This window comes from Microbacterium sp. NPDC089696 (genome assembly GCF_044749125.1).
GTDB lineage: Bacteria > Actinomycetota > Actinomycetes > Actinomycetales > Microbacteriaceae > Microbacterium.
The window spans coordinates 1,050,260-1,071,663 of record NZ_JBIVHF010000002.1 but is presented as its reverse complement, the minus strand read 5'-3'; the positions used below and the strand labels follow the sequence as shown (position 1 = coordinate 1,071,663).

Below are 21,404 nucleotides of genomic sequence, written 5' to 3'. Positions count from 1 at the left end.
TTCTTGACAGTGTCGGAACCGTGCACGTAGCGTGGCCTGCACGCCGACTTGCAACGTGCCAAGTGGGCAGGGGCGACGGTGCCGCACACCCGCCTCCGAGAGGTGCCATGAACATCGGATGCCACGGGCTGGTGTGGACAGGACGCTTCGACGCCGAGGGCATCCGCCTCTCCGTCGAGAAGACCAAGCGGGCCGGGTTCGACCTCATCGAGTTCCCGCTCATGGACCCGTTCTCGTTCGACGTCGCCGCGGCCCGTGAGGCGCTCGCGGAGCACGAGCTCGCGGTCAGCGCCTCGCTCGGGCTCTCCGAGGCGACCGACATCACGAGCGCGGACCCGTCGGTCGTCCGGGCGGGGGAGGACCTGCTGCTGCGCGCGGTCGACGTGCTGGCCGAACTCGGTGGACGTCACTTCTGCGGTGTCATCTACAGCGCCATGAAGAAGTACATGGAGCCCGCCACGCCGGAAGGCCTCGAGAGCAGCCGTCGCACGATCGCGCGCGTCGCCGACCATGCGGCCGAGCGCGGAGTGGAGGTCGCCCTCGAAGTCGTGAACCGCTACGAGACGAACGTGCTCAACACCGCGCGACAGGCGATCGACTACCTGGCCGCCGTCGACCGGCCGAACCTCGGGATCCACCTCGACACGTATCACATGAACATCGAGGAGTCGGACATGTTCGCTCCCGTGCTGGACGCGGCGCCGTCGCTGCGCTACGTGCACATCGGCGAGAGCCACCGCGGGTACCTCGGCACGGGCACCGTCGACTTCGACACGTTCTTCAAGGCGCTCGGGCGTATCGGGTACGACGGTCCGATCGTGTTCGAGTCCTTCTCGTCGGCGGTCGTCGCCCCCGACCTGAGCCGGATGCTGGGCATCTGGCGCAACCTCTGGACCGACAACGACGAGCTCGGAGCCCACGCCCACGCGTACATCCGCGACAAGCTCACGGCCATCGAGTCGATCCGCCTCCACTGAACGCGGCGCGCGCACCCGTTCGGAGCTGAAATCGGTTTCTCTCGATCGGTCCGCGCGGTTCCCGTCGAGCTGTGACCGACTTGTTATTACAGGTCTTCCCTTTCCGGGATCGAGTAGATACATTTAGATACAACTTGCGATGCAGGCATCGCAGGCCGCAGAATTGATCCGATGTTTCCGGGCCCGACCGGAGGCAGCGGATACGACCTTCAAGGAAGCAGGTGAGCGCATGAGTGACCCCATCCTCCGAGTGGACGGGATCAGCAAGGGATTCCCCGGCGTGCAGGCTCTGAAGGGCGTGCACCTCGAAGTGCACGCCGGTGAAGTGCTGGTTCTCGTGGGCGAGAACGGCGCGGGCAAGTCCACGCTCATGAAGATCCTCTCGGGGATCTACACCAAGGACGAGGGGACGATCACCTTCGAGGGGCAGGAGGTCGAGCTGACCGGTCCGCTGCAGGCGCAGCAACTGGGCATCACGATCATCCATCAGGAGCTCAACCTGATGCCGGACCTCACCGTGGCGCAGAACATCTTCGTGGGGCGCGAACCCACGTCCGGGCCGTTCCTGTCGGAGCGCAAGCTCAACGCGCAGACCGCCGAGCTGCTCACGCGCCTGAACATCCGCCTCGACCCGCGACGCAAGGTCGGCGAGCTCACCGTCGCCGAGCAGCAGATGGTCGAGATCGCGAAGGCTCTGTCGTTCAACGCCAAGGTCCTCATCATGGACGAGCCCACCTCGGCTCTCACCGACTCCGAGGTCGAGACCCTGTTCGTGCTCATCGAGCAGCTCAAGGCCTCGGGGACCGGCATCGTCTACATCTCGCACCGCATGGATGAGCTGCGACGCCTCGCCGACCGGGTCACCGTGCTCCGTGATGGTACATACATCGGATCACTGGACAAGTCCGAGGTCAGCATCCCGACCATCATCGAGATGATGGTCGGGCGTGTGATCGACGAGGGCACCCGTCCGCAGGCACGCGAGCACGCGAACGACCCCGTGGTCCTCGACGTGCAGGGGCTGTCGACCAAGGCGCTGCTCAAGGACGTCTCGTTCCAGCTGCACAAGGGCGAGATCCTCGGGTTCGCCGGGCTCATGGGAGCCGGCCGCACCGAGACCGCCCGCGCGATCATCGGCGCCGATCGCAGCGACGGCGGCGTCGTCACGATCGGCGGCCGGTCGGTCCGGATCGCACAGCCCGCGGATGCCGTCAAGCACGGCGTCGGCTACCTCTCGGAGGACCGCAAGCTCCTCGGGCTCATGCTCGAGCAGGACGTGACCTTCAACACCGTGCTCGCATCGCTCGGGTCCTACGCCAACGCGATCGGCTGGATGGGCGACGGCAAGGCCAAGAACCGCACCAAGGACTACGTGCAGCAGCTGCGCGTCAAGACGCCCTCGGTCAACCAGGTCGTCAAGCTCCTCTCCGGAGGCAACCAGCAGAAGGTCGTCATCGCCCGGTGGCTGATGCGCGACTGCGACATCCTCATCTTCGACGAGCCGACCCGAGGGATCGACGTCGGCGCGAAGGAGGAGATCTACCGCCTGATGCAGCAGCTCGCTGATCAGGGAAAGTCCATCATCGTCATCTCGTCGGAGCTCCCGGAGATCCTCCGCGTCGCGAACCGCATCGCGGTCTTCGCGAACGGTCGCATCACCGGCACGCTCCGCAACGAGGACGCCAGCCAGGAGAAGATCATGCAACTCGCAGCCCACGGAGAGGAAGACTGATGAGCGCTCCGCAGAACGGATCGTCCACGACGACGATCATCCAGACGGCTCTCGACGAGAACACCGACAAGCGCGACGTCGTCGGGTTCCTCAAGCGTCAGGTCCAGCAGTCGCTCGCGTTCGGCACGCTGATCGTGCTCGTGATCTTCTTCTCGATCGCCAGCCCGAACTTCTTCACCTTCAGCAACATCGCGACCGTGCTGCTCTCGACGGCCGTCATCGGCATCCTGGCCCTCGGCACGACGTTCGTGATCATCACCGGCGGCATCGACCTCTCGATCGGTACCGGCATGGCGCTGTGCGCCGTGATGACCGGCGTGATCGTCACGAACATGGGTCTGCCCGTGTGGATCGGCGTGATCGGCGGCGTGCTCACCGGCGTGCTGATGGGCCTCGTGAACGGGGTGAACATCACGTTCCTCCGACTGCCCCCGTTCATCGCGACCCTCGCGATGATGATGATCGCCGGCGGCCTGGCCCTCGTGATCTCGAACGTCGCCCCGATCTACTTCTCGACGTCCGCCCCGGACTTCAAGAAGATCGCGCTCGGCGTCATCATCCCGGGCATCCCGAACGCCGTCCTCATCACCGCCGCACTCGCCGTCGTCGCCTGGCTCGTGCTCTCGAAGACGCTCCTCGGCCGCTACACCTTCGCGATCGGCTCGAACGAGGAGGCCACCCGCCTGTCGGGCGTCAACACGCGCCGGTGGACGATCCTCATCTACATGTTCGCCGGGGCCTTCACGGGTGTCGCGGGCATCGTGATCGCCGCCCGCCTCGACTCCGCGCAGCCGCAGATCGGCACGGGCTACGAGCTGCAGGCGATCGCCGCGGTCATCATCGGCGGCACCTCGCTGCTCGGCGGACGCGGCTCGATCCTCGGCACCGTGATCGGCGCGCTCATCATGAGCGTCCTCGTGAACGGCCTGCGCATCATGTCGATCCAGTCCGAATGGCAGAACATCGTCGTCGGCGTCGTCGTGCTGCTCGCCGTGTTCCTCGACTCGCTGCGCAACCGCCAGCACACCTGACGCTCCACCCGAGCACCACAGCAGTACCCACCACCACAGCAGTACCCACCACAAACAATGGAGTTTCCATGAAGTTCGGCAAGAAGACCGCATTCGCGGCACTCGTGGCCGCATCCGCCCTCGTGTTCGCCGGCTGTGCCGGCGGCGGCGGCGACGTCATCGAAGAAGGCGGCGACGCCGGAGGCAGCGGCGACGGCGAGATGTACATCGCCATGGTGTCGAAGGGCTTCCAGCACCAGTTCTGGCAGGCCGTCAAGAAGGGCGCGGAGCAGAAGGCAGAGGAGCTCGGCGTCCGCATCACGTTCGAGGGCCCCGCGGCCGAGACCGAGATCGCCCAGCAGCTCGAGATGCTGACGAGCGCCATCGACAAGAACCCGGATGCCATCGCCTACGCCGCCCTCGACCCCGAGGCGTGCGTCGCCCCGCTCGAGCAGGCGAAGTCGAAGGACATCCCGGTCGTCTACTTCGACGCTCCCTGCGACGGCGACGTGGGCCTGAGCCTCTCGGCCACCGACAGCAAGGTCGCCGGCGCGCTGGCGGCCGAGCACATGGCCGACCTCATCGGCGGATCGGGCCAGGTCGCGATCGTCGGTCACTCGCAGATCAACTCGACCGGTGTCGAGCGTCGTGACGGCTTCGTCGAGAAGATCGAGTCGGACTACCCCGACATCGAGATCGTCGACATCCAGTACGGCGACGGCGACCACCTGAAGTCCGCCGACATCGCGAAGACCCTCATCGCGGCCCACCCCGACCTCAAGGGCATCTACGGCACGAACGAGGGCTCGGCGATCGGCGTCGTCAACGCCGTGAACGAGCTCGGCCTGGAGAAGGGCAAGATCACGATCGTCGGCTTCGACTCCGGTGCCGCGCAGATCAACGCGATCAAGGACGGCACGATGGCCGGCGCCATCACGCAGGACCCGATCGGCATCGGCGAGCAGGTCGTGCAGGCGGCCTACGACGCCGCCAACGGCAAGTCGGTCGAGGAGTTCTACGACACCGGTTCGTACTGGTACGACAAGACGAACCTCGAGGACTCGAAGATCGCCGCGGTCCTGTACGAGTGATCCTCTGAGAAACGGGAGAGCCCCTCGCCTTCGGGTGAGGGGCTCTTTCGCGTGCCGGGGTGTCTGTGTGTGGCGCGCGAGCCCGGATGCCGGCGCCCCACCTGCCCGTCGACGCCCCACCGTGTGGACGTCAGTCAGAGGGGGCGTCGGCACGCGGATGGGGCGCCGGCGTGGGGCGGAGAGGGATGCCGTCAGATGCGGCGCAGGAAGGTCAGCCGCGACGAGGGCTCGACGATGAGCTGCTGCAGCGCCTCGTTGAAAGGGACGCCCGCGGGGGAGGCGAGGTGCGCCTGGAACGCCGCCTCGTCGCGATACACCTCGTACACGAAGAAGCGGTCGGGGTCGTCGACGAGGCGCGTCGCGTCGAAGACGACGTTGCCCTCCTCGGCGCGCACGCCCTCCGCGAAGTCGGCGAGGAGCGCGGCGACGCGGTCGCCCTCACCCGGTCGTGCGGTGAAGGTCGCGTGGAGGATGGTGGGTGCGGTCATGAGGGGCTCCTTCGGGGTGGTGGGTGTGGGGGCCTGGTCGTTGAGCGAGGAGCGGAGCGACGAGACGAAACGTCGTGAGGTTGCTGCAGGGCGGTGTTCCGCGGGTCGTAGTGCGTTTCGCCTCGCTTCGCTCGCTCAACGACAGGTGACCTGACGAGCGGTAGGGGTCACCGGTTTCAGCGCGTGAGGGTCAGGAGGCGGGCGGGGTTGGCGACGAGCATCCGGTCGACGGCGTCGTCGCCGAGCGCCTCACGCAGCCGGGGCACGTAGCGTTCACCGAGGTACGCGAGTCCGGGCATCCCGCCGTAGGCGATGTAGCGGGTCGCGCGCGCGACGTCGCCGCCCAGCAGGACGCGATCGCCGGCGCCGCGAGCCACCACGGCTTCCGTGAGCGCCAGCAGCTCGGCATCCGACCTCGTGCGCGGTCGGGCGAACCCGTCGTACCCGAGGTACGCCCCGCGTTCGGCGAGGGAGGCGTGCAGCCCCGGATCGGGATCGCGGTCGGCATGGGCGAGGACCACACGGTCGGCGGTGACGCCCTCGGCGGCCAGCAGATCGAGGACCTCGTGCGCCGCGGTGCAGAACTCCAGGTGCACCATGATCGGCGCACCCGTCGTCCGATGCGCGACGGCGAGAGCGAGCAGGGTCGTGTGCTCGAACGCGCTGATGCGCCAGTAGTCGACGCCGCCTTTGAGCATCCCCGCCCGCACGGGCGCGCCATCCGGTCCGAATGCGCGGGCATCATCCGGTGCGGCGTCGTCGCGCGGCATCCCCTCGGCGATCTCGCGCACGAACCGGGCCGTCAGCGTCTCGACGTCCGCCGCGCGCGTGGGGTGGTCGGCGGCGTAGTGCGCCTCGCGGTGGCGTCCCGTCGTCGCGACGATGCGCAGACCCGTCGACGCACTGATCCGCGCCAGCGCCTCCGGGTTCCGCCCGAGGCCGAACGGCGTCGCATCGACCATCGACGCGAAGCCGCTGTCGCGCAGCAGCGCGGCCTCGGTGCGTGAGCGCTCCTCGTCGTCGAGCTCGTCGCCCGGCAGCAGCGGCGACACCTGGAAGAGGTGCTCGTGGTAGTTCGTCGACCCCAGGTCCGCGGGGTCGACGTCGCCGAGGACCGTGCGGATCATCGGCGCGCCGACTCCGCCGCTTCGGCCAGGCGCTCGACGGTCTCGGGCGTGAGGTCGAGCTCGAACACGTCGGCGACGACCTGCGACCAGCCGTGGATGAAGTAGCGCCACCCGTCGACCACGTGCAGGTTCCGGGCCGCCTCCTGCGCGCGCGCCTGGTGCAGGAACTCGAGCGATCCGCGGTAGTTGAACTCCCACACCCATGCGTCCTCCGGGAACACGACGTCGTCGGGGAGCGGCGAGCCCGGGCGGTCCTTGCCGAGTCCGGTGGCGTTGACGATCAGCGATCCGGCGGGGGCGGCGGCGACGAGTGCGGCGGCCTCCTCGACGGTGTCGGTCCGCATGTACGAGATGAGCCCCTCGCGGGTGCCGTGCTGGCGGTGCACCTCGCGCAGGTGGTCGAGCTTCTCGTCGTCGCGGGCCGTGACCGTGATCTTCGCCGGGGCGTCGCCGCGCTCCGCGAGCGCCCAGCTGAGCGCCGTTCCCGAGCCGCCCGCCCCGAGGATGACGACCTCGGCTCCGGTGCGGGAGAAGTGGTCGATCGGGAGGAAGTCGTTCAAGGCGAGGTCGACCGTGAGCGGATCCTTCGCACGGCCGATCAGGCGCTCGCCGCGCTTGGAGATGCTGGAGATCTCGGAGCACGACACCGCGAACGGGTCGAGCTCGTCGAAAAGGTCGGATGCCGCGGCGAACACGTTCATCTTGTGCGTCGTGACGAGCGCGCCCCGGTGGTGCGGGTCGTCGCGGATCTGCTCGACCATCGCGCGGTACTGCGCGGAGGTCGCGTCCATCGGCAGGTCGTGTCCCACGAGTTCGGTGGTCGGGAGGCCCAGCACCTCAGCCCACCGCGGGAACACCTGCATGATCGAGGAGGAGCCGGTGCTCACGCCGACGAAGCCCATGTAGCCGCCGGTCGTGGTCGGCGCGTTCTCGGTGATGGTCATGTCGGTGTCCTTCAGGGTCGGGGCTTCAGGTCGGGGCTTCAGGGTCGGGAGGAGACGAGGTGCGCCGGTGCGCCGCCCGTGAGCACGGAGAGCACGTCGTCGAGCGACAGCGAGCCCATGTTGTCGACGGCCTGGGTGGTCTGCGCGCCGAGGTGCGGGGTCACGGTCACGCGGTCGGCGAGGTCGGCGGTCAGCAGCGGGCTCGCGCTCGCCGCGGTGTCGCCGGCGAGCGTGTCGGCCGCGTAGGCACTCAGACGTCCGTCGCGGAGCGCCGCGGCCAGGGCCCCCTCGTCGACGAGGTCTGGACGTGCGGTGTTGACGATGACCGTGCCGGGGCGGATGCCCTCGAGCCGCGCCGCATCGACGAGCGTCTGCCCGCCGGGTGCGTGCAGCGTGATCAGGTCGGCGGCGCGAAACAGCTCGTCGAGGTCGACCGGGGTCGCGCCGAGCTCGGCGATCCGATCGGCGGGCAGGAACGGGTCGGCCGCGAGCACGGTGCAGCCGAAGCCGCCGAGTCGTCGGGCGACGCCCTGGCCGATCCGACCGAAGCCGACGATTCCCACGGTCGCGGCACCGAGCTCGCGACCGCGTCGCACGCTCCAGTCGCCGTTCCGCACGCGGCGGTCGCCGTCGGGGATGAACCGCAGCGCGGCGAGCATGAGTCCCACGGCGTGGTCGGCCACCGCATCGGCGTTCGCCCCGGGGGTGTTGGTGACCGGGATGCCTCGGCGCTCGGCGGCCGCGATGTCGACGGCCTCGGTGCCGACGCCGTAGCGGGCGACGATGCGCAGGTGCGGCGCGGCCGCGAGGTGTTCGTCGGTCACGGGTCCGGTGCCGGCGATCCACCCCTCGGCGCTCGCGAGCAGCGGCACGAGGTCGGCGAGATCGTGGTGCGCAGGCCCGCGGACGATCTCGTGCCCCGCGGCCTCCGCCCGGGCGACGAGGTCGAGGTCGCCGTCGGAGAACGATCGGCTCGTGGCGAGGATGACGCCCATCACGCCCCTCCGGCAGGGGCCGGCGCCGCGGCGAACCACGGTGCGAGCGCGTCGTAGGCCGACGTGAAGCGGGCGTGCCGCTGCGCGTAGACGTCGTGGCGACCGGCATCCGGGGCGAACTCCGCCGTGACCTCGCTGAGCGCGCGCGCCGCCGAGAAGTCGGCGAGTCCCAGGCCCACCGCTCCCGTGACGGCCGCGCCCAGGCTGTTCGCCTCCTCGACGATCGTGCGGCGCCGCACCGGCACGCCCCACACGTCTGCGAGGATGCCGAGCCAGACGTCGCTCTGCGCTCCGCCCCCGACGGCGTCGATGCGGTCGATCACGGCACCCGACTCGCGGAACGCCTGGATGCAGGTGAAGAGGTTGAACGCCACGCCCTCGAGCACCGCGCGCGTGAGGTGCGCCCGGGTGTGATGGCGTCCGATCCCGACGAACGCGCCGCGCGCCGCGGGGTCCCAGAGGGGCGAGCGCTCGCCGAGCAGATAGGGCAGGAAGTAGAGGTCCTCGGTGTTGAGGTCGCCGCCCGCGTCGGCGGTGAGCCGCCCGGTCTCGGGGCGGGCCGGATCGGGGGACAGGGCTTCGGCGATCCACTGCACCGAGGCGCCGCCCGCCTGCATGGTCGCGGTCGGCACGAACGAGCCGGGTACGACGTTGTCGAACGTCATGGTGCGCATCTGCGGGTCGTGCAACGGGGCGAGGCTCGCGAACGAGATCCACGACGACGTGCCCAGGCACACGTACGCGCCGTCCTCGGGCGCCACGACGCCGGAGCCGACCGCCGCGAGCGGACCGTCGCCGCCGCCCATCACCACGCGCGCCGAGCCGGGCAGGCCGAGGGTGGCCGCGGCGTCGGAGGTGAGCGTGCCGGTGATGGTCGTGGAGTCGAGGATCTCGGGGAACAGCGCGGGATCGAGACCGGCCGCCGCGAGGACGTCGGCCGACCACGCGCCGGCCACCTGGTCGTAGGCGTTCGTGCCCGAGGCGTCGGAGCGCTCGGTCGCCAGTCGTCCGGTGAGGCGGTAGACGATGTAGTCCTTCGCGACGCAGAAGCGGCGCACCCGCGCCCACACGTCGGGCTCGTTGTCGCGGACCCACATGATCTTCTCGAGCGAATAGGTCGGGTTGAGGCGGTGGCCGAGCACGCGGTAGGCCGCCTCGGCGCCGAGCGTCTGCTCCAGCATCCGGGTCTGCGCACCCGAGCGCGTGTCGGCCCAGATGATCGCGGGACGCACCGGGGAGCCGTGCGCGTCGAGCAGCACGGTGCCCATCATCTGGCCGCTCACGACCAGGCCGCCCACGGTCTCGGGTGCGACGTCGGCCTTCGACAGGAGCTCCCGGGTCGCGGAGACGACCGCGCCCCACCAGTCCTCGGGGTCCTGCTCGGCGATGCCGCCGGCCGCGAAGTGCGCGGGGTAGGGGACCGTGACCGAGGTCACGAGTCGACCGTCGTCGTGGTGCAGCGACGCCTTGTCGCCGGTGGTGCCCAGGTCGTGCGCGATGATCATGGCCGGAGCCTATTCCGCGGTCGAGGCGTAGGGGCGCAGGTCGACGCCCTCCGCCGCGCGGTACGCCCGGGAGCCCATGCCGTGCTCGAGCACCCAGCCGTAGTCGTGGCCGGCGCCGCCGGGGTACACCGCGAGGAACGCGTAGGGCTCGTCGCCCGTGTTGATCGAACGGTGCGCCCACCCCGGCGGGATGTAGCCGATGGTGCCCGGGAGCATGTCGAGCCACTCGGTGCGCTCGCCGTCGAACATGAGCAGGCCGCCGCGGCCCTTGAGCGCGAGGTAGATCTCGCCCTGGTGGTTCGGATGCTGGTGGCCCTTGGTCATCCAGAGCTCGCCCGAGGTGTCGCCGGGCATGATCGTCGTGATCGACTGCGGCAGCTCCCGGTCGATCTCGGGCACGGGGGAGCTCGTGACGGTGTACACGACGGGGTTGTCGCCCGCGGATGCCGCGGCCCAGGCGTCCGCGTCGAGGAACAGTCCCTCGAGGTCGGACATGCGCCGCGTGAGGGTGGGGCCCTCCGGCGACAGCGTGAGCCTCTCGGCATCGAAGGCGATCGCCATCGGGGAGATCGGCGGGGTGTGGAACTCGGGCATCGGTGCTCCTCGTACGGGTGCTGCGGCGCTGCGCAACCTGTAATGACAGGTTGAGCGTACCTGTTATGACAAGTGGTGTCCAGTGCTCATCTGCGCGCGAGCACGGGCGCGAGCGTGCGCGATGTCGCGGAGGTTCCGGAAGTGGTACGCGGGCCCGTGGCTCGGGGGATAGGAAGTGACTCGGGGGTAGGGGAAATCTCGGGAGATCGTCCTACGCCGGTGTCATCGCCTACCTGCAGGCGGGGATGCGGAGCGCAGCGCTCGAGCGAGGTGGGCGCGACCGCCGCGGACGGCGTCGGCCGTGACGGCATCCCACCCGGGGTACTCGGCGTGCCCCGCAGGGAGGACGGCCAGTTCGAGGTCGCGCGCGGCATTCGCGATGCCGAACTGCCCGGGCGGCGGCACGTACTGGTCCCAGAGCGCGGCCTCGACGCGCACGGGGACCTCCGTGAACCCGAGCGTGCTCGACGCGTCGAAGAGTCGCAGCCGCTCACGCGCCTCCGGGTGGGCGGCGACGTGCTCCCGGACGACCTCGCCGCTGCCGAGGCAGGGCACCGCGAGGCGTTCGTCGTACTGGCCGAAGCTCGGCACGATGAACGTCGCCCCGATGTACCGGTCGTCCCACGGCAGCGCGAGGGCGCCGATCCCGCCGCCGAAGCTCTCGCCCACGTAGTACAGCGGCACGTCGCCGGTCAGGGTGAGAAGAGCGTCGGCGGCGAGCCAGAGGTCCCGCGCGCACAGGCCGAGGACGTACGCCGCGGGGTCGTCCAGCCCCGCGAGGACGTGCTCCTCCACGGGCTCGGGCGCTCCCACTGCTGTATTCAGCGTCGGCAGTCCGCGGGCGACGGGGAAGATCGCCGCCGCGTCGTCGGGCAGGCGGTCCAGGTCGATCGCGTCGCGGCCGCCGTAGCCGTGCGAGTGCACGATCCCCACGCGCGCCGGGCCCGAGGCGGGACCCACGACCCAGGAGCGCAGGCGGATGCCGTCGACGCCGGCGTGCTCGACGATCGAGACCGTGCGCCCGTCGATCGCCTCGCTCGAGAGGGTACGCGGTGCGGCATCCACCCTCCGCGCCTGTGCGCGCCAGCGTCGCCAGGCGTCGGCGAGTCCGGGTGGCGCGGCGACCGGGGCGACCCGTCGCAGTGCGCTCTCGTCGAATCTGTAGGTGCCGTCGAACGCCGCATCGGGGAACCAGGTGTCGTAGGGCGCGGGAAGAAGCATGATCCTTCGACCGTATCCCGCTGGCCATTCAGGACGGAATCTGTCCTGGGTGCTCGGGATGATGAGTGAGACGAAAGGACGAGCCATGACTCATCTCCCCGCGATCCCCGCCGGATCGAACACCGTGAACCCCTTCCTGATGACCGACGACGCCTCGCGCATCATCTCCTTCCTCGTCGACGTGTTCGGCGCGCAGGACGTGCCGGAGGCCCGCACCCTCGACACCGACGGTCTGATCCTGCACTCCGAGCTGCGCATCGGGGACTCGGTCATCACGGTCGCCGACCGCAAGTCCGACTGGCCCTTCACCCCGGGATTCACCCAGGTGTACGTCGACGACGTCGAGGCGACGCTCGCCCGCGCGGTCGACCGTGGGGCGCGGATCGTCACGGCGCCGACCGACTTCTTCGGCGATACTCTCGCGCGCTTCGCCGACCCCGCGGGCAACCTCTGGTGGGTGTATCGCCACGTGCCGTACGCGGCGGAGGCCGGAGCCGCGGATGCTGAGGAGTGGGGTGCGGCCGGCGGCGAGGGTGCGGAGTCGGAGGACTGGTCGGCGTTCACCTCGCCGGAGCTCGAGTACATCCACGAGAGCCTCGTCGACGCGATGCGCGCGCTGCGCGATCCGCGGGCGCGGGAGGTCTAGGCGCTCGCCTGTCGGGCGCGGTACGCCGCGACGGCGTTGCGGTTGGTGCAGGTCGGCGAGCAGTAGCGCTTCGAGCGGTTGCGGGAGAGGTCGAGCGCGAGCGCCTCGCAGGTGTCGTCGGCGCAGACCGAGATGCGCGAGCCCTCGTCGGTGCGGATGACGTCGATCAGCGCCATGGCGGTCTCGATCAGCACGCGTTCGTCGAGCGGGCGCTCGTCGGCCACGGCGTGCAGGTGCCAGTCGGCGGCGTCGTGGCGGACGAGTCTCGGGGTGAGGCGCGTCTCGGCGAGGGCGGCGTTGACGTGCGCGGCCATGTCGTCGCGCGGGGCCAGCAGCATCGCGCGCAGGCGCGGACGGAGAGCGCGCATCGCCGCGAGCTCGGTCCCGTCGCGATCCAGCCGGCCGGAGTACGGGAACTCGTCGAGGAACGCGCGGTACTCGTCGATCGACTCGAGGGTGTCGGGGTCCTCGGCGGAGTTCACCAGCCACACGGCCGAACGCAGCGCCTCCTCGGTGTCATCGGTGAAGATCATGTTGACACCTTACTCCGGGCGCGAGTAGCGTCACTTTCCATGAGCATAGTCACCGATGACAGGCGGGCGACAGGCATGCGCCTGGGGCTGCCCCTCGCGATCGCCGCGGCGTTCTCGTTCGGCATGTCCGGTGCCTGGGCGCGCGGGCTCATCGACGCCGGCTGGACCCCCGGCGCGGCGGTCACCGTGCGGGTCGGCGTCGCCGCGTTCGTGCTGCTCATCCCCACGATCCTCGCCCTCCGCGGGCGCTGGCGCGCGCTGTGGCGGAACGCGGGCATGGTCGTCGCCTACGGGCTGCTCGCGGTCGCCGCGACGCAGCTGTTCTACTTCCAGGCCGTGGCTGTGATGGACGTCGGCATCGCGCTGCTGATCGAGTACACCGCGCCCATCGCCGTGCTCCTGTGGCTGTGGCTGCGTCACGGCGAGAGGCCGAGCCGTCGCAGCGTGATCGGCGCGGTCGTCGCCTTCGTCGGGCTCGTCCTCATGCTCGACATCGTCACGGGCGCGGAGGTGAACGTCGCCGGCATCCTCTGGGCGCTCGCCGCGATGGTCGGCGCCGCGACGTACTTCGTGCTCTCCGCCAAGGCCGACACCGGCATCCCGCCGATCGCGCTCGCGGGGTCGGGGCTGCTGCTCGGCGCCGTCGGGCTCTCGGTCGCGGCGGCCGTCGGCATCCTGCCCTTCCGCTGGACCACCGACGACATCGCCTACCGTTTCGGCACCGTGCCGTGGTTCGTGCCGGTGCTCGCGATCGGCCTTCTCGCGACGGCCCTCGCCTACGTCCTCGGCATCACCTCGACGCGGATGCTGGGGTCGCGCCTCGCGTCGTTCGTGGCGCTCGCCGAGGTCGTCGCCGCGCTGCTCTTCGGCTGGCTCCTGCTGGGGCAGCTCCCCGACCTGCTGCAGGCACTGGGGGGAGCGCTCGTGCTCGTCGGCGTCGTGGTCGTCAAGCTGGGCGAGCCCGTGCCGGCGCCGGAGTTCGTCGAACCCCTCCCAGCGGACGCAGTGTATACGGAGTCTCCGGGAAACTCGATAACCTAACGCCTCGATCGGTTTTGTGTATACACTGGCGGCATGTCCGTGGTCTCGCCCGAGCGTCTCAGCGCAAGCGAACGCGCCTACGGGACGCTGCTCGACGAGATCCAGTCGGGCGCGCTGCCGGCCGGGTCCGTGCTCGGCGAGGTCGAGCAGGCCGCCCGGCTCGGGGTCAGCCGCACACCCCTGCGTGAAGCCCTGCGCCGCCTCGTCGCCGACGGCCTCGTCGTGCAGCAGTCCCCGCGCGTGACGGTGGTCGCCGATCTCGACGTCTCCGACATCCGCGAGCTCTTCGAGATCCGCCGCGCCCTCGAAGAGACCTCCGCCCGTCTCGCCGCGCAGCGGGGGGATGCCGCGCTGTTCGCTGCGCTCGCCGAGGAGTTCGCGCACGTCGATCTCGACGGAGCCGCCGGACGCGACGACTACTACGTCCTCATCGCGCGATTCGACGCGGCCCTCGACGCTGCGGTCTCGAACGACTACATCGCCTCCGCGCTGCGCACCGTGCGCACCCACCTCGTGCGGGTGCGCCGCATGGCGAAGGACAAGCCCGCGCGCCTCGCCGCCTCCGCCGCCGAGCACCGCACGATCGCGCGGGCGCTCGCCGACCGCGACGGCGATCTCGCGGCCCACGCGACGCACGTGCACCTGCACAACGCGCTCGCCGGCATCCTCGAATCGCTCGCCACGACCACGACCTCCGACCAGTAGGGATCGATCATGACCGTCACGCACCACGTCCGAGTCCACCGCAGCGACGAGAACCTCGCGCGCGAGGACCAGCTCGCCTGGAAGATCGCCGAGGTCGCCGCCGACCCCGTCGAGGTGGAGCCCGCGGTCGTCGACATGATCATCAACCGCATCATCGACAACGCCTCGGTCGCGGCCGCCTCCCTGACCCGCGGACCCATCAACGCCGCCCGAGCGCAGGCGTTCAGCCACCCCGTCTCGACCGGCGGAGCGGGCGCCACCGTGTTCGGCGCCGCGCTCGACCAGCGCACCAGCCCCGAGTGGGCCGCCTGGGTGAACGGCGTCGCCGTGCGCGAGCTCGACTACCACGACACGTTCCTCGCGGCGGAGTACTCGCACCCCGGCGACAACATCCCGCCGATCCTCGCGGTCGCGCAGCACGTCGGCTCCGACGGCCGTGCGCTCGTCCGGGCGATCGCCACCGGCTACGAGATCCAGATGGACCTCGTGCGCGCCATCTGCCTCCACAAGCACAAGATCGACCACGTCGCGCACCTCGGGCCCTCGGCCTCCGCGGGCATCGGCACGCTCCTCGGACTCGACGTCGAGACGATCTACCAGGCGGTCGGTCAGGGGCTGCACACCACGACCGCGACGCGGCAGAGCCGCAAGGGCGAGATCTCGACGTGGAAGGCGCACGCCCCGGCCTTCGCGGGCAAGATGGCGGTCGAGGCTGTCGACAGGGCGATGCGCGGACAGACCAGCCCCGCCCCGATCTACGAAGGCGAGGACGGCGTGATCGCCTGGATGCTCGACGGCAAGGATGCCGCGTACGAGGTGCCGCTCCCGGCATCCGGCGAGCCGAAGCGCGCGATCCTCGACTCGTACACGAAGGAGCACTCGGCGGAGTACCAGGCGCAGGCGTGGATCGACCTCGCACGCAAGCTCGGCACCGAGAACCCCGCGCTGCGCGACCCCGCGAACATCGAGTCCATCGTGCTGCACACCAGCCACCACACGCACTACGTGATCGGCTCGGGAGCGAACGACCCGCAGAAGTACGACCCCACGGCATCCCGCGAGACCCTCGACCACTCGATCCCGTACATCTTCGCGGTCGCGCTGCAGGACGGCGGCTGGCACCACGTCGACTCGTACACGCCCGAGCGCGCGGGCCGCCCGGACACGGTCGCGCTGTGGCACAAGGTCACGACGGCCGAGGATGCCGAGTGGACGCGCCGCTACCACTCCGAAGACCCCGACGTGAAGGCGTTCGGCGGTCGCGTCGAGTTCCGGCTGACCGACGGGTCGACCGTGGTCGACGAGATCGCCGTCGCGGACGCGCATCCCCTCGGAGCCCGACCGTTCGCGCGGGAGAACTACATCGCGAAGTTCACACTGCTCGCCGAGCCCGTGCTCGAGCCCGCCGAGATCGAGCGGTTCCTCGAGCTCGTGCAGCGCCTGCCGGAGCTCACCGCGGCGGAGGTCGGCGAGCTGTCGATCATCGCGAAGCCCGGTCTGCTCGACGGTGCGGATGCGCCGAAGGGCCTGTTCTGATGCTGTACTCCACGACTCCGGTCGCCGAGAAGCGGCGGCTGTTCCGCGAGCGGCTCGCGTCGGGGGAGCTGCTGCGCTTCCCCGGTGCGTTCAATCCGCTGAGCGCACGGCTCATCGAGCAGAAGGGCTTCGACGGCGTCTACATCTCCGGTGCCGTGCTCGCGGCCGACCTCGGTCTGCCCGACATCGGCCTCACGACGCTGACCGAGGTCGCCGGGCGGGCGAAGCAGATCGCCCGCATGACCGACCTGCCCGCGATCGTCGACGCCGACACCGGATTCGGCGAGCCCATGAATGTGGCGCGCACGATCCAGGAGCTCGAGGACGCCGGCCTCGCCGGCACGCACATCGAGGACCAGATCAACCCGAAGCGCTGCGGTCACCTCGACGGCAAGAGCGTGGTCGACGAGGACACGGCGATCAAGCGCATCCGCGCCGCCGCCGACGCGCGACGCGATCCGAACTTCCTGCTGATGGCGCGTACCGACATCCGCGCGATCGAGGGGCTGGACGCGGCGATCGACCGCGCGAAGGCGCTGGTGGACGCCGGGGCCGATGCGATCTTCCCCGAGGCGATGCGCGACCTCGCCGAGTTCGAGGCGATGGCGGAAGCTCTGGACGTGCCGATCCTCGCCAACATGACGGAGTTCGGCAAGAGCGACCTGTTCTCCGTCGACCAGCTGCGGGACGCCGGCGTGAACATGGTCATCTGGCCGGTCTCGCTGCTGCGGATCGCGATGGGCGCGGCGGGCCGTGCTCTCGATACGCTGAACGACGAGGGGCATCTGACCTCGAAGCTCGGCGAGATGCAGCACCGCGCCGATCTCTACGACCTGATCGACTACGAGTCGTACAACCATTTCGACTCCGGGGTCTTCAACTTCACGATCACGAAGGAGTGAGCATGACCGAGCCGGACATCAAGAAGGGCCTCGCGGGGGTCGTCGTCGACACCACGGCGATCTCGAAGGTCAACCCCGAGACGAACAGCCTGCTGTACCGCGGGTACCCCGTGCAGGAGCTGGCCGACACCCAGCCGTTCGAGGCCGTCGCCTACCTGCTGTGGCACGGCGAGCTCCCCACGCCCGAGGAGCTCGCGGCGTTCCGGCTCGAGGAGCGGCGTCATCGCGCGCTCGCCGACAACGTCAAGGCCGCGATCGACCTGATCCCGCTCGAGGCGCACCCGATGGATGAGGTGCGTACCGCCGTGAGCGTGATCGGCGCCTCCGACCCCGGTGCCGGCGGGTCCGTGCTCGACGCCGGCGGCAGCCCCGAGCAGAACCTCGAGCGCAGCATCCGCCTCTTCGCCGCCCTGCCCTCGATCGTCGCCTACGGGCAGCGTCGCCGCCGCGGGCAGGAGCTCGTCGAGCCCCGAGACGACCTCGACTACTCCTCGAACTTCCTCTGGATGACGTTCGGCGAGGAGCCCGACCCCGTCGTGGTCGACGCCTTCAACCGCTCGATGATCCTGTACGCGGAGCACTCGTTCAACGCCTCGACGTTCACGGCCCGGGTCATCACCTCGACCCTCAGTGACCTGTACTCGGCGGTCGTCGGTGCGATCGGCGCGCTCAAGGGTTCGCTGCACGGCGGCGCGAACGAGGCCGTGCTGCACATCTTCGACGAGATCGGGGATGCCGAGAACGTCGTGCCGTGGCTCGACAAGGCGCTCGCCGAGAAGCGCAAGATCATGGGCTTCGGGCATCGCGTGTACAAGAGGGGCGACTCGCGCGTGCCGACGATGAAGGCCGCGCTCGACACGCTCGTCGAGCACTACGACAAGCCCGAGGTCGCGGCGCTGTACGACGCGCTCGAGTCGGAGTTCGTCGAGCGCAAGGGCATCTACCCCAACCTCGACTATCCGTCCGGCCCGGCGTACAACCTCATCGGCTTCGACACGCTCACGTTCACGCCGCTGTTCGTCGCCTCGCGGGTCACCGGCTGGACCGCGCACGTGATCGAGCAAGCGGGCGCGAACGCGCTGATCCGTCCGCTCTCGCACTACGACGGCGTCGACGAGCGGCACGTCGAGAGCTGAGGCGCACCGCGCGTAGCGCGATCGGCGACGGGGCGCAACCGGGTGCGCGTGCTGCGGCGACGGGAGTATCACTGATCCGTGGCGCGAGGGCGCCGCGTGAGAAGGAGGCCCCGTGTCCGCATCCGACGTGCCCGTGAAGGAAGTCCGCTCGCTCGTCCCCGCCCGGATGGACCGACTGCCCTGGGCGAGATTCCACTGGATGATCGTCGTCGGGCTCGGATTCTCCTGGATCCTCGACGGCCTCGAGGTGCAGATCGTCGCCGCGAACGGCTATGCCGCGACTCTCGGCATGGGGCCGGCCGAGGTCGGCCTCGCCGGCACGTGCTACCTGCTCGGGCAGGTCTTCGGCGCGCTCGTGTTCGGACGACTGACCGACCGGCTCGGCCGCAAGAAGCTCTTCATCCTGTCGCTGGCGGTCTACCTCGTCGGCTCCGCGGTCGCGGGCCTCGCGTTCGCGCCGTGGTTCTTCTACATCTGGCGTTTCGTCGCGGGTGCCGGCATCGGCGGCGAGTACGCCGCGATCAACTCGGCGATCGACGAGATCATCCCGGCGAAGTACCGCGGACGCGTCGACATCGCGATCAACGGCACCTACTGGGGAGGTGCGGCCCTCGGCGCCGTCGCCAACCTCTTCTTCCTCAACACCGACATCCTCCCCGCCGACATCGGCTGGCGACTGAGCTTCTTCCTCGGGCCGGTGCTCGGCCTCCTGATCATCTGGCTGCGCCGGCACATCCCCGAGAGCCCGCGGTGGCAGATGACGCACGGGCGCGAGGAGGAGGCCGAGCGCAACGTCGACGGCATCGAGGAGCGCATCCGCCAGGAGGGCAAGGAGATTCCGCCCGTCGACGAGTCGAAGGCGATCACGGTCAAGGAGTACGGGCAGGTCCCGTTCCTCGTCATCGCGAAGGTGCTGTTCCGGAAGTACCCGCGGCGCACGCTCGTCGGCATCACGATGATGGTGACGCAGTCGTTCCTCTACAACGCGATCTTCTTCACCTACGCGCTCGTGCTCGAGAACTTCTACGACACGCCTCCGGCATCCGCGTCGCAGTACTTCATCGTCTTCGCGGTCGGCAACCTCGCGGGCGCGCTCATCCTCGGCCATTTCTTCGACACGTGGGGCCGGCGGCGGATGCTGTTCCTCACCTATGTCCTCGCGGGATCGATCCTGCTCGTCAGCGCCTTCCTGTTCAACGCCGGGGTGCTGAACGCCGGAACCCACACCGCCTTCTGGTGCGCCTCGTTCTTCTTCGCCTCCGCCGGCGCCTCGGCGGCATATCTCACCGTCAGCGAGATCTTCCCGCTCGAGCTGCGCAGCCAGGTCATCTCGTACGTCTTCTCGATCGGCCAGCTCGTCGGCGCCATCGCTCCGGTGCTCTACGGCTCGCTGATCGGTCAGAGCGCCGAGACCGGCGATCGCGGTCCGCTGTTCTGGGGGTACGTGCTCGGCTCGGGGATCATGATCTTCGGCGGGGTCGTCTGCGGGATCTTCGGCGTGAGCGCGGCGGGCAAGTCGCTCGAGGACATCGCCGACCCGCTGTCGCTCGTCGAAGCGGGAGAGAAGCCGGTCACCCCTGACAGAGGTCGTTGAGCGAGGAGCGAAGCACCGAGACGAAACGCGGTGAGGGGCGTTAGACGCATCCTCACCGCGTTTCGTCTCGCTCGGCTTCGCCGGGCTCGCTCGACGACCGGGGCTACGCCAGCTCGATCACCGACCACGACAGCGGCGGCAGCGTCGCCCGCACGGCGCCGTCGACGACCTCGGTCGCGCTGAGGGGCACCATGTGCACGGCATCCGGGGTCGTCTCCAGGTTCGACGTGTGGCGGTCGCCGCCCTCCGGGATCGTCAGGGTCTCGGCGTTCACGACGCGCAGGTCCCCGAGGCCGTGCAGGTCGATCGTGAGGTCGCTCTCCTCGGTGAGCGAGCGGTTCGCCACGAAGACGACGACCCGTCCGGACGCCTCGTCCCAGGTGGCGGCGGCGTCGACGGCATCCACCCCGCCGTAGCGCTTCGTCTCGATCTGCGGGGCCGAGACGGCGAGACGCAGGATGCGCCCCTTCGCCAGGCGCGCCATCCGCTCGAAGGGCCAGAAGCTCGTCTGGCGCCACGCGGCCCCGCCCTCCTCCGACCGGATCGGCGCGATCACGTTCACGAGCTGGGCCTGGTTGGCGATCTTCACGCGGTCGCCGTGGCGCAGCAGGCTGTTGAGCAGGGTGCCGACCACGACGGCGTCCGTGACGTTGTACGTGTCCTCGATGAGACGCGGATGCTGTCGCCAGCCGGCCTTCGCGATCTCCTTCGCCTCCACGTCGTTGTACTTCGCCTGGTCCCACACGTTCCACTCGTCGAACGAGATGTCGATCTGCTTGGTGTGCTTGCCGGCGGCCTTGACCGCGTCGACGGTCGCGATGACTCCCTCGATGAAGGCGTCCATGTCGACCGACTCGGCGAGGAACGACTCGGCGTCGCCGTCGTGCTCCTGGTAGTAGGCGTGCATCGAGACGAAGTCGACCTCGTCGTAGGCATGGGTGAGCACCGTGTGCTCCCAGGTGCCGAAGGTCGGCATCGAGCGCCCGGACGACCCGACGGCCACCAGCTCGATCGTCGGGTCGACCAGGCGCATCGCCTTCGCGGCCTCCTGTGCGAGCCGGCCGTACTCGGTCGCGGTCTTGCCGCCGATCTGCCACGGGCCGTCGAGCTCGTTGCCGAGGCACCACAACTTGATGTCGAAGGGCTGCTCGGCACCGTTCGTGCGCCGCAGGTCCGACCAGTAGGTGCCTGAGGGGTGGTTCGCGTACTCGACGAGCGCCCTGGCCTCCTCGACTCCGCGGGTGCCGAGGTTGATCGCCTCCATCACCTCGACCTCGGCATCCTTCGCCCAGTCCATGAACTCGTGCAGGCCGAAGGCGTTGGTCTCGATCGTGTGCCATGCGCCGTCGATGCGCACCGGGCGGTCCTCGGCCGGGCCGACGCCGTCCTCCCAGCGGTACCCCGAGACGAAGTTGCCGCCGGGGTAGCGGACGACGGTCGGTCCCATCTCCTTCACGAGCGCGAGGACGTCCTGACGGAAGCCGCGCTCGTCGGCCTGCGGGTGACCCGGTTCGTAGATGCCGGTGTACACGCAGCGCCCCATGTGCTCGACGAACGAGCCGAAGAGCCTCCGGGGGACGTCGGCGATCGTGAAGTCGCGGTCGATGGTGATGCGGGCCTTGCTCAT

Annotated in this window: 20 protein-coding genes; 11 read left to right on the top strand and 9 right to left on the bottom strand. The window is 69.6% G+C overall.

The window, feature by feature from the left end; genetic code table 11:
- Positions 1 to 107: 107 nt before the first annotated feature.
- The 4 genes from ACIPY8_RS15515 to ACIPY8_RS15500 all read left to right on the top strand — a co-directional run bounded on the left by ACIPY8_RS15515 (position 108) and on the right by ACIPY8_RS15500 (position 4,810).
- Complete coding sequence (locus ACIPY8_RS15515) at positions 108 to 977, top strand: sugar phosphate isomerase/epimerase family protein (protein WP_400819961.1); 870 nt, start codon at positions 108 to 110, stop codon at positions 975 to 977.
- Positions 978 to 1,206: 229 nt separating this feature from the next.
- Positions 1,207 to 2,709: a sugar ABC transporter ATP-binding protein gene (locus ACIPY8_RS15510; protein WP_400819958.1), complete on the top strand. Its 1,503-nt coding sequence runs from the start codon at positions 1,207 to 1,209 to the stop codon at positions 2,707 to 2,709.
- Positions 2,709 to 3,740, top strand: coding sequence for an ABC transporter permease (locus ACIPY8_RS15505; protein WP_400819956.1), 1,032 nt, complete (start codon positions 2,709 to 2,711; stop codon positions 3,738 to 3,740). Before ACIPY8_RS15510 ends, ACIPY8_RS15505 begins: the two co-directional genes overlap by 1 nt.
- 68 nt (positions 3,741 to 3,808) lie before the next feature.
- Positions 3,809 to 4,810 (top strand): ABC transporter substrate-binding protein, encoded by a 1,002-nt coding sequence (locus ACIPY8_RS15500; protein WP_400819954.1) that lies wholly within the window; start codon positions 3,809 to 3,811, stop codon positions 4,808 to 4,810.
- Positions 4,811 to 5,001: 191 nt separating this feature from the next.
- Here ACIPY8_RS15500 and ACIPY8_RS15495 read toward each other — a convergent pair whose 3' ends face one another.
- From ACIPY8_RS15495 to ACIPY8_RS15465, 7 genes are all read right to left on the bottom strand, one after another.
- Entirely contained in the window at positions 5,002 to 5,298 is a 297-nt protein-coding gene (locus ACIPY8_RS15495) for a putative quinol monooxygenase (protein WP_400819951.1), read from the bottom strand.
- Positions 5,299 to 5,474: 176 nt separating this feature from the next.
- Entirely contained in the window at positions 5,475 to 6,425 is a 951-nt protein-coding gene (locus ACIPY8_RS15490) for a phosphotriesterase (protein WP_400819948.1), read from the bottom strand.
- Positions 6,422 to 7,369: a shikimate dehydrogenase family protein gene (locus tag ACIPY8_RS15485; protein ID WP_400819947.1), complete on the bottom strand. Its 948-nt coding sequence runs from the start codon at positions 7,367 to 7,369 to the stop codon at positions 6,422 to 6,424. The genes ACIPY8_RS15490 and ACIPY8_RS15485 overlap by 4 nt, the downstream gene beginning before the upstream one ends.
- 38 nt (positions 7,370 to 7,407) lie before the next feature.
- Positions 7,408 to 8,364, bottom strand: a complete 957-nt coding sequence (locus ACIPY8_RS15480; RefSeq protein ID WP_400819945.1) for an NAD(P)-dependent oxidoreductase — start codon at positions 8,362 to 8,364, stop codon at positions 7,408 to 7,410.
- Positions 8,364 to 9,869: a xylulokinase gene (gene xylB, locus ACIPY8_RS15475; RefSeq protein ID WP_400819943.1), complete on the bottom strand. Its 1,506-nt coding sequence runs from the start codon at positions 9,867 to 9,869 to the stop codon at positions 8,364 to 8,366. The genes ACIPY8_RS15480 and xylB overlap by 1 nt, the downstream gene beginning before the upstream one ends.
- A gap of 9 nt (positions 9,870 to 9,878) precedes the next feature.
- The gene (locus ACIPY8_RS15470; protein ID WP_400819940.1) at positions 9,879 to 10,463 is read right to left on the bottom strand and encodes a glucose-6-phosphate isomerase family protein; all 585 of its coding nucleotides are present in this window, start codon (positions 10,461 to 10,463) and stop codon (positions 9,879 to 9,881) included.
- 222 nt (positions 10,464 to 10,685) lie between these two features.
- Complete coding sequence (locus ACIPY8_RS15465; protein WP_400819938.1) at positions 10,686 to 11,684, bottom strand: acetylesterase; 999 nt, start codon at positions 11,682 to 11,684, stop codon at positions 10,686 to 10,688.
- A gap of 85 nt (positions 11,685 to 11,769) precedes the next feature.
- Between ACIPY8_RS15465 and ACIPY8_RS15460 the strand changes: the two genes are divergently transcribed.
- The gene (locus tag ACIPY8_RS15460; protein ID WP_400819936.1) at positions 11,770 to 12,330 is read left to right on the top strand and encodes a VOC family protein; all 561 of its coding nucleotides are present in this window, start codon (positions 11,770 to 11,772) and stop codon (positions 12,328 to 12,330) included.
- Here ACIPY8_RS15460 and ACIPY8_RS15455 read toward each other — a convergent pair.
- Positions 12,327 to 12,863: a CGNR zinc finger domain-containing protein gene (locus tag ACIPY8_RS15455; RefSeq protein ID WP_400819935.1), complete on the bottom strand. Its 537-nt coding sequence runs from the start codon at positions 12,861 to 12,863 to the stop codon at positions 12,327 to 12,329. The genes ACIPY8_RS15460 and ACIPY8_RS15455 overlap by 4 nt on opposite strands.
- Positions 12,864 to 12,902: 39 nt before the next feature.
- On the opposite strand from ACIPY8_RS15455, the gene ACIPY8_RS15450 reads away from it, so the two are divergent.
- The 6 genes from ACIPY8_RS15450 (at position 12,903) to ACIPY8_RS15425 (ending at position 19,777) form a co-directional block, all read left to right on the top strand.
- Positions 12,903 to 13,904: an EamA family transporter gene (locus tag ACIPY8_RS15450; RefSeq protein WP_400819932.1), complete on the top strand. Its 1,002-nt coding sequence runs from the start codon at positions 12,903 to 12,905 to the stop codon at positions 13,902 to 13,904.
- Positions 13,905 to 13,937: 33 nt separating this feature from the next.
- Entirely contained in the window at positions 13,938 to 14,609 is a 672-nt protein-coding gene (locus ACIPY8_RS15445) for a GntR family transcriptional regulator (RefSeq protein WP_400819930.1), read from the top strand.
- 9 nt (positions 14,610 to 14,618) lie between these two features.
- The gene (locus ACIPY8_RS15440; RefSeq protein ID WP_400819927.1) at positions 14,619 to 16,145 is read left to right on the top strand and encodes an MmgE/PrpD family protein; all 1,527 of its coding nucleotides are present in this window, start codon (positions 14,619 to 14,621) and stop codon (positions 16,143 to 16,145) included.
- On the top strand, positions 16,145 to 17,047 hold the full coding sequence (gene prpB / locus ACIPY8_RS15435) for a methylisocitrate lyase (protein ID WP_400819925.1): 903 nt from the start codon (positions 16,145 to 16,147) through the stop codon (positions 17,045 to 17,047). Before ACIPY8_RS15440 ends, prpB begins: the two co-directional genes overlap by 1 nt.
- 2 nt (positions 17,048 to 17,049) lie before the next feature.
- The gene (locus ACIPY8_RS15430) at positions 17,050 to 18,183 is read left to right on the top strand and encodes a bifunctional 2-methylcitrate synthase/citrate synthase (protein WP_400819923.1); all 1,134 of its coding nucleotides are present in this window, start codon (positions 17,050 to 17,052) and stop codon (positions 18,181 to 18,183) included.
- A gap of 166 nt (positions 18,184 to 18,349) precedes the next feature.
- Positions 18,350 to 19,777: an MFS transporter gene (locus ACIPY8_RS15425; RefSeq protein ID WP_400820371.1), complete on the top strand. Its 1,428-nt coding sequence runs from the start codon at positions 18,350 to 18,352 to the stop codon at positions 19,775 to 19,777.
- A 103-nt stretch (positions 19,778 to 19,880) separates the two neighbouring features.
- Here ACIPY8_RS15425 and ACIPY8_RS15420 read toward each other — a convergent pair whose 3' ends face one another.
- The gene (locus ACIPY8_RS15420) at positions 19,881 to 21,404 is read right to left on the bottom strand and encodes an alpha-N-arabinofuranosidase (RefSeq protein ID WP_400819920.1); all 1,524 of its coding nucleotides are present in this window, start codon (positions 21,402 to 21,404) and stop codon (positions 19,881 to 19,883) included.

What these genes read in the sequence shown, in the direction of transcription:
- ACIPY8_RS15515 (WP_400819961.1), top strand. Translation starts at nt 108, where the DNA reads ATGAACATCGGATGCCACGGGCTGGTGTGGACAGGACGCTTCGACGCC.
- ACIPY8_RS15510 (WP_400819958.1), top strand. Translation starts at nt 1,207, where the DNA reads ATGAGTGACCCCATCCTCCGAGTGGACGGGATCAGCAAGGGATTCCCC.
- ACIPY8_RS15505 (WP_400819956.1), top strand. Translation starts at nt 2,709, where the DNA reads ATGAGCGCTCCGCAGAACGGATCGTCCACGACGACGATCATCCAGACG.
- ACIPY8_RS15500 (WP_400819954.1), top strand. Translation starts at nt 3,809, where the DNA reads ATGAAGTTCGGCAAGAAGACCGCATTCGCGGCACTCGTGGCCGCATCC.
- ACIPY8_RS15495 (WP_400819951.1), bottom strand. Translation starts at nt 5,298, where the DNA reads ATGACCGCACCCACCATCCTCCACGCGACCTTCACCGCACGACCGGGT.
- ACIPY8_RS15490 (WP_400819948.1), bottom strand. Translation starts at nt 6,425, where the DNA reads ATGATCCGCACGGTCCTCGGCGACGTCGACCCCGCGGACCTGGGGTCG.
- ACIPY8_RS15485 (WP_400819947.1), bottom strand. Translation starts at nt 7,369, where the DNA reads ATGACCATCACCGAGAACGCGCCGACCACGACCGGCGGCTACATGGGC.
- ACIPY8_RS15480 (WP_400819945.1), bottom strand. Translation starts at nt 8,364, where the DNA reads ATGGGCGTCATCCTCGCCACGAGCCGATCGTTCTCCGACGGCGACCTC.
- xylB (WP_400819943.1), bottom strand. Translation starts at nt 9,869, where the DNA reads ATGATCATCGCGCACGACCTGGGCACCACCGGCGACAAGGCGTCGCTG.
- ACIPY8_RS15470 (WP_400819940.1), bottom strand. Translation starts at nt 10,463, where the DNA reads ATGCCCGAGTTCCACACCCCGCCGATCTCCCCGATGGCGATCGCCTTC.
- ACIPY8_RS15465 (WP_400819938.1), bottom strand. Translation starts at nt 11,684, where the DNA reads ATGCTTCTTCCCGCGCCCTACGACACCTGGTTCCCCGATGCGGCGTTC.
- ACIPY8_RS15460 (WP_400819936.1), top strand. Translation starts at nt 11,770, where the DNA reads ATGACTCATCTCCCCGCGATCCCCGCCGGATCGAACACCGTGAACCCC.
- ACIPY8_RS15455 (WP_400819935.1), bottom strand. Translation starts at nt 12,863, where the DNA reads ATGATCTTCACCGATGACACCGAGGAGGCGCTGCGTTCGGCCGTGTGG.
- ACIPY8_RS15450 (WP_400819932.1), top strand. Translation starts at nt 12,903, where the DNA reads ATGAGCATAGTCACCGATGACAGGCGGGCGACAGGCATGCGCCTGGGG.
- ACIPY8_RS15445 (WP_400819930.1), top strand. Translation starts at nt 13,938, where the DNA reads ATGTCCGTGGTCTCGCCCGAGCGTCTCAGCGCAAGCGAACGCGCCTAC.
- ACIPY8_RS15440 (WP_400819927.1), top strand. Translation starts at nt 14,619, where the DNA reads ATGACCGTCACGCACCACGTCCGAGTCCACCGCAGCGACGAGAACCTC.
- prpB (WP_400819925.1), top strand. Translation starts at nt 16,145, where the DNA reads ATGCTGTACTCCACGACTCCGGTCGCCGAGAAGCGGCGGCTGTTCCGC.
- ACIPY8_RS15430 (WP_400819923.1), top strand. Translation starts at nt 17,050, where the DNA reads ATGACCGAGCCGGACATCAAGAAGGGCCTCGCGGGGGTCGTCGTCGAC.
- ACIPY8_RS15425 (WP_400820371.1), top strand. Translation starts at nt 18,350, where the DNA reads ATGGACCGACTGCCCTGGGCGAGATTCCACTGGATGATCGTCGTCGGG.
- ACIPY8_RS15420 (WP_400819920.1), bottom strand. Translation starts at nt 21,404, where the DNA reads ATGAGCAAGGCCCGCATCACCATCGACCGCGACTTCACGATCGCCGAC.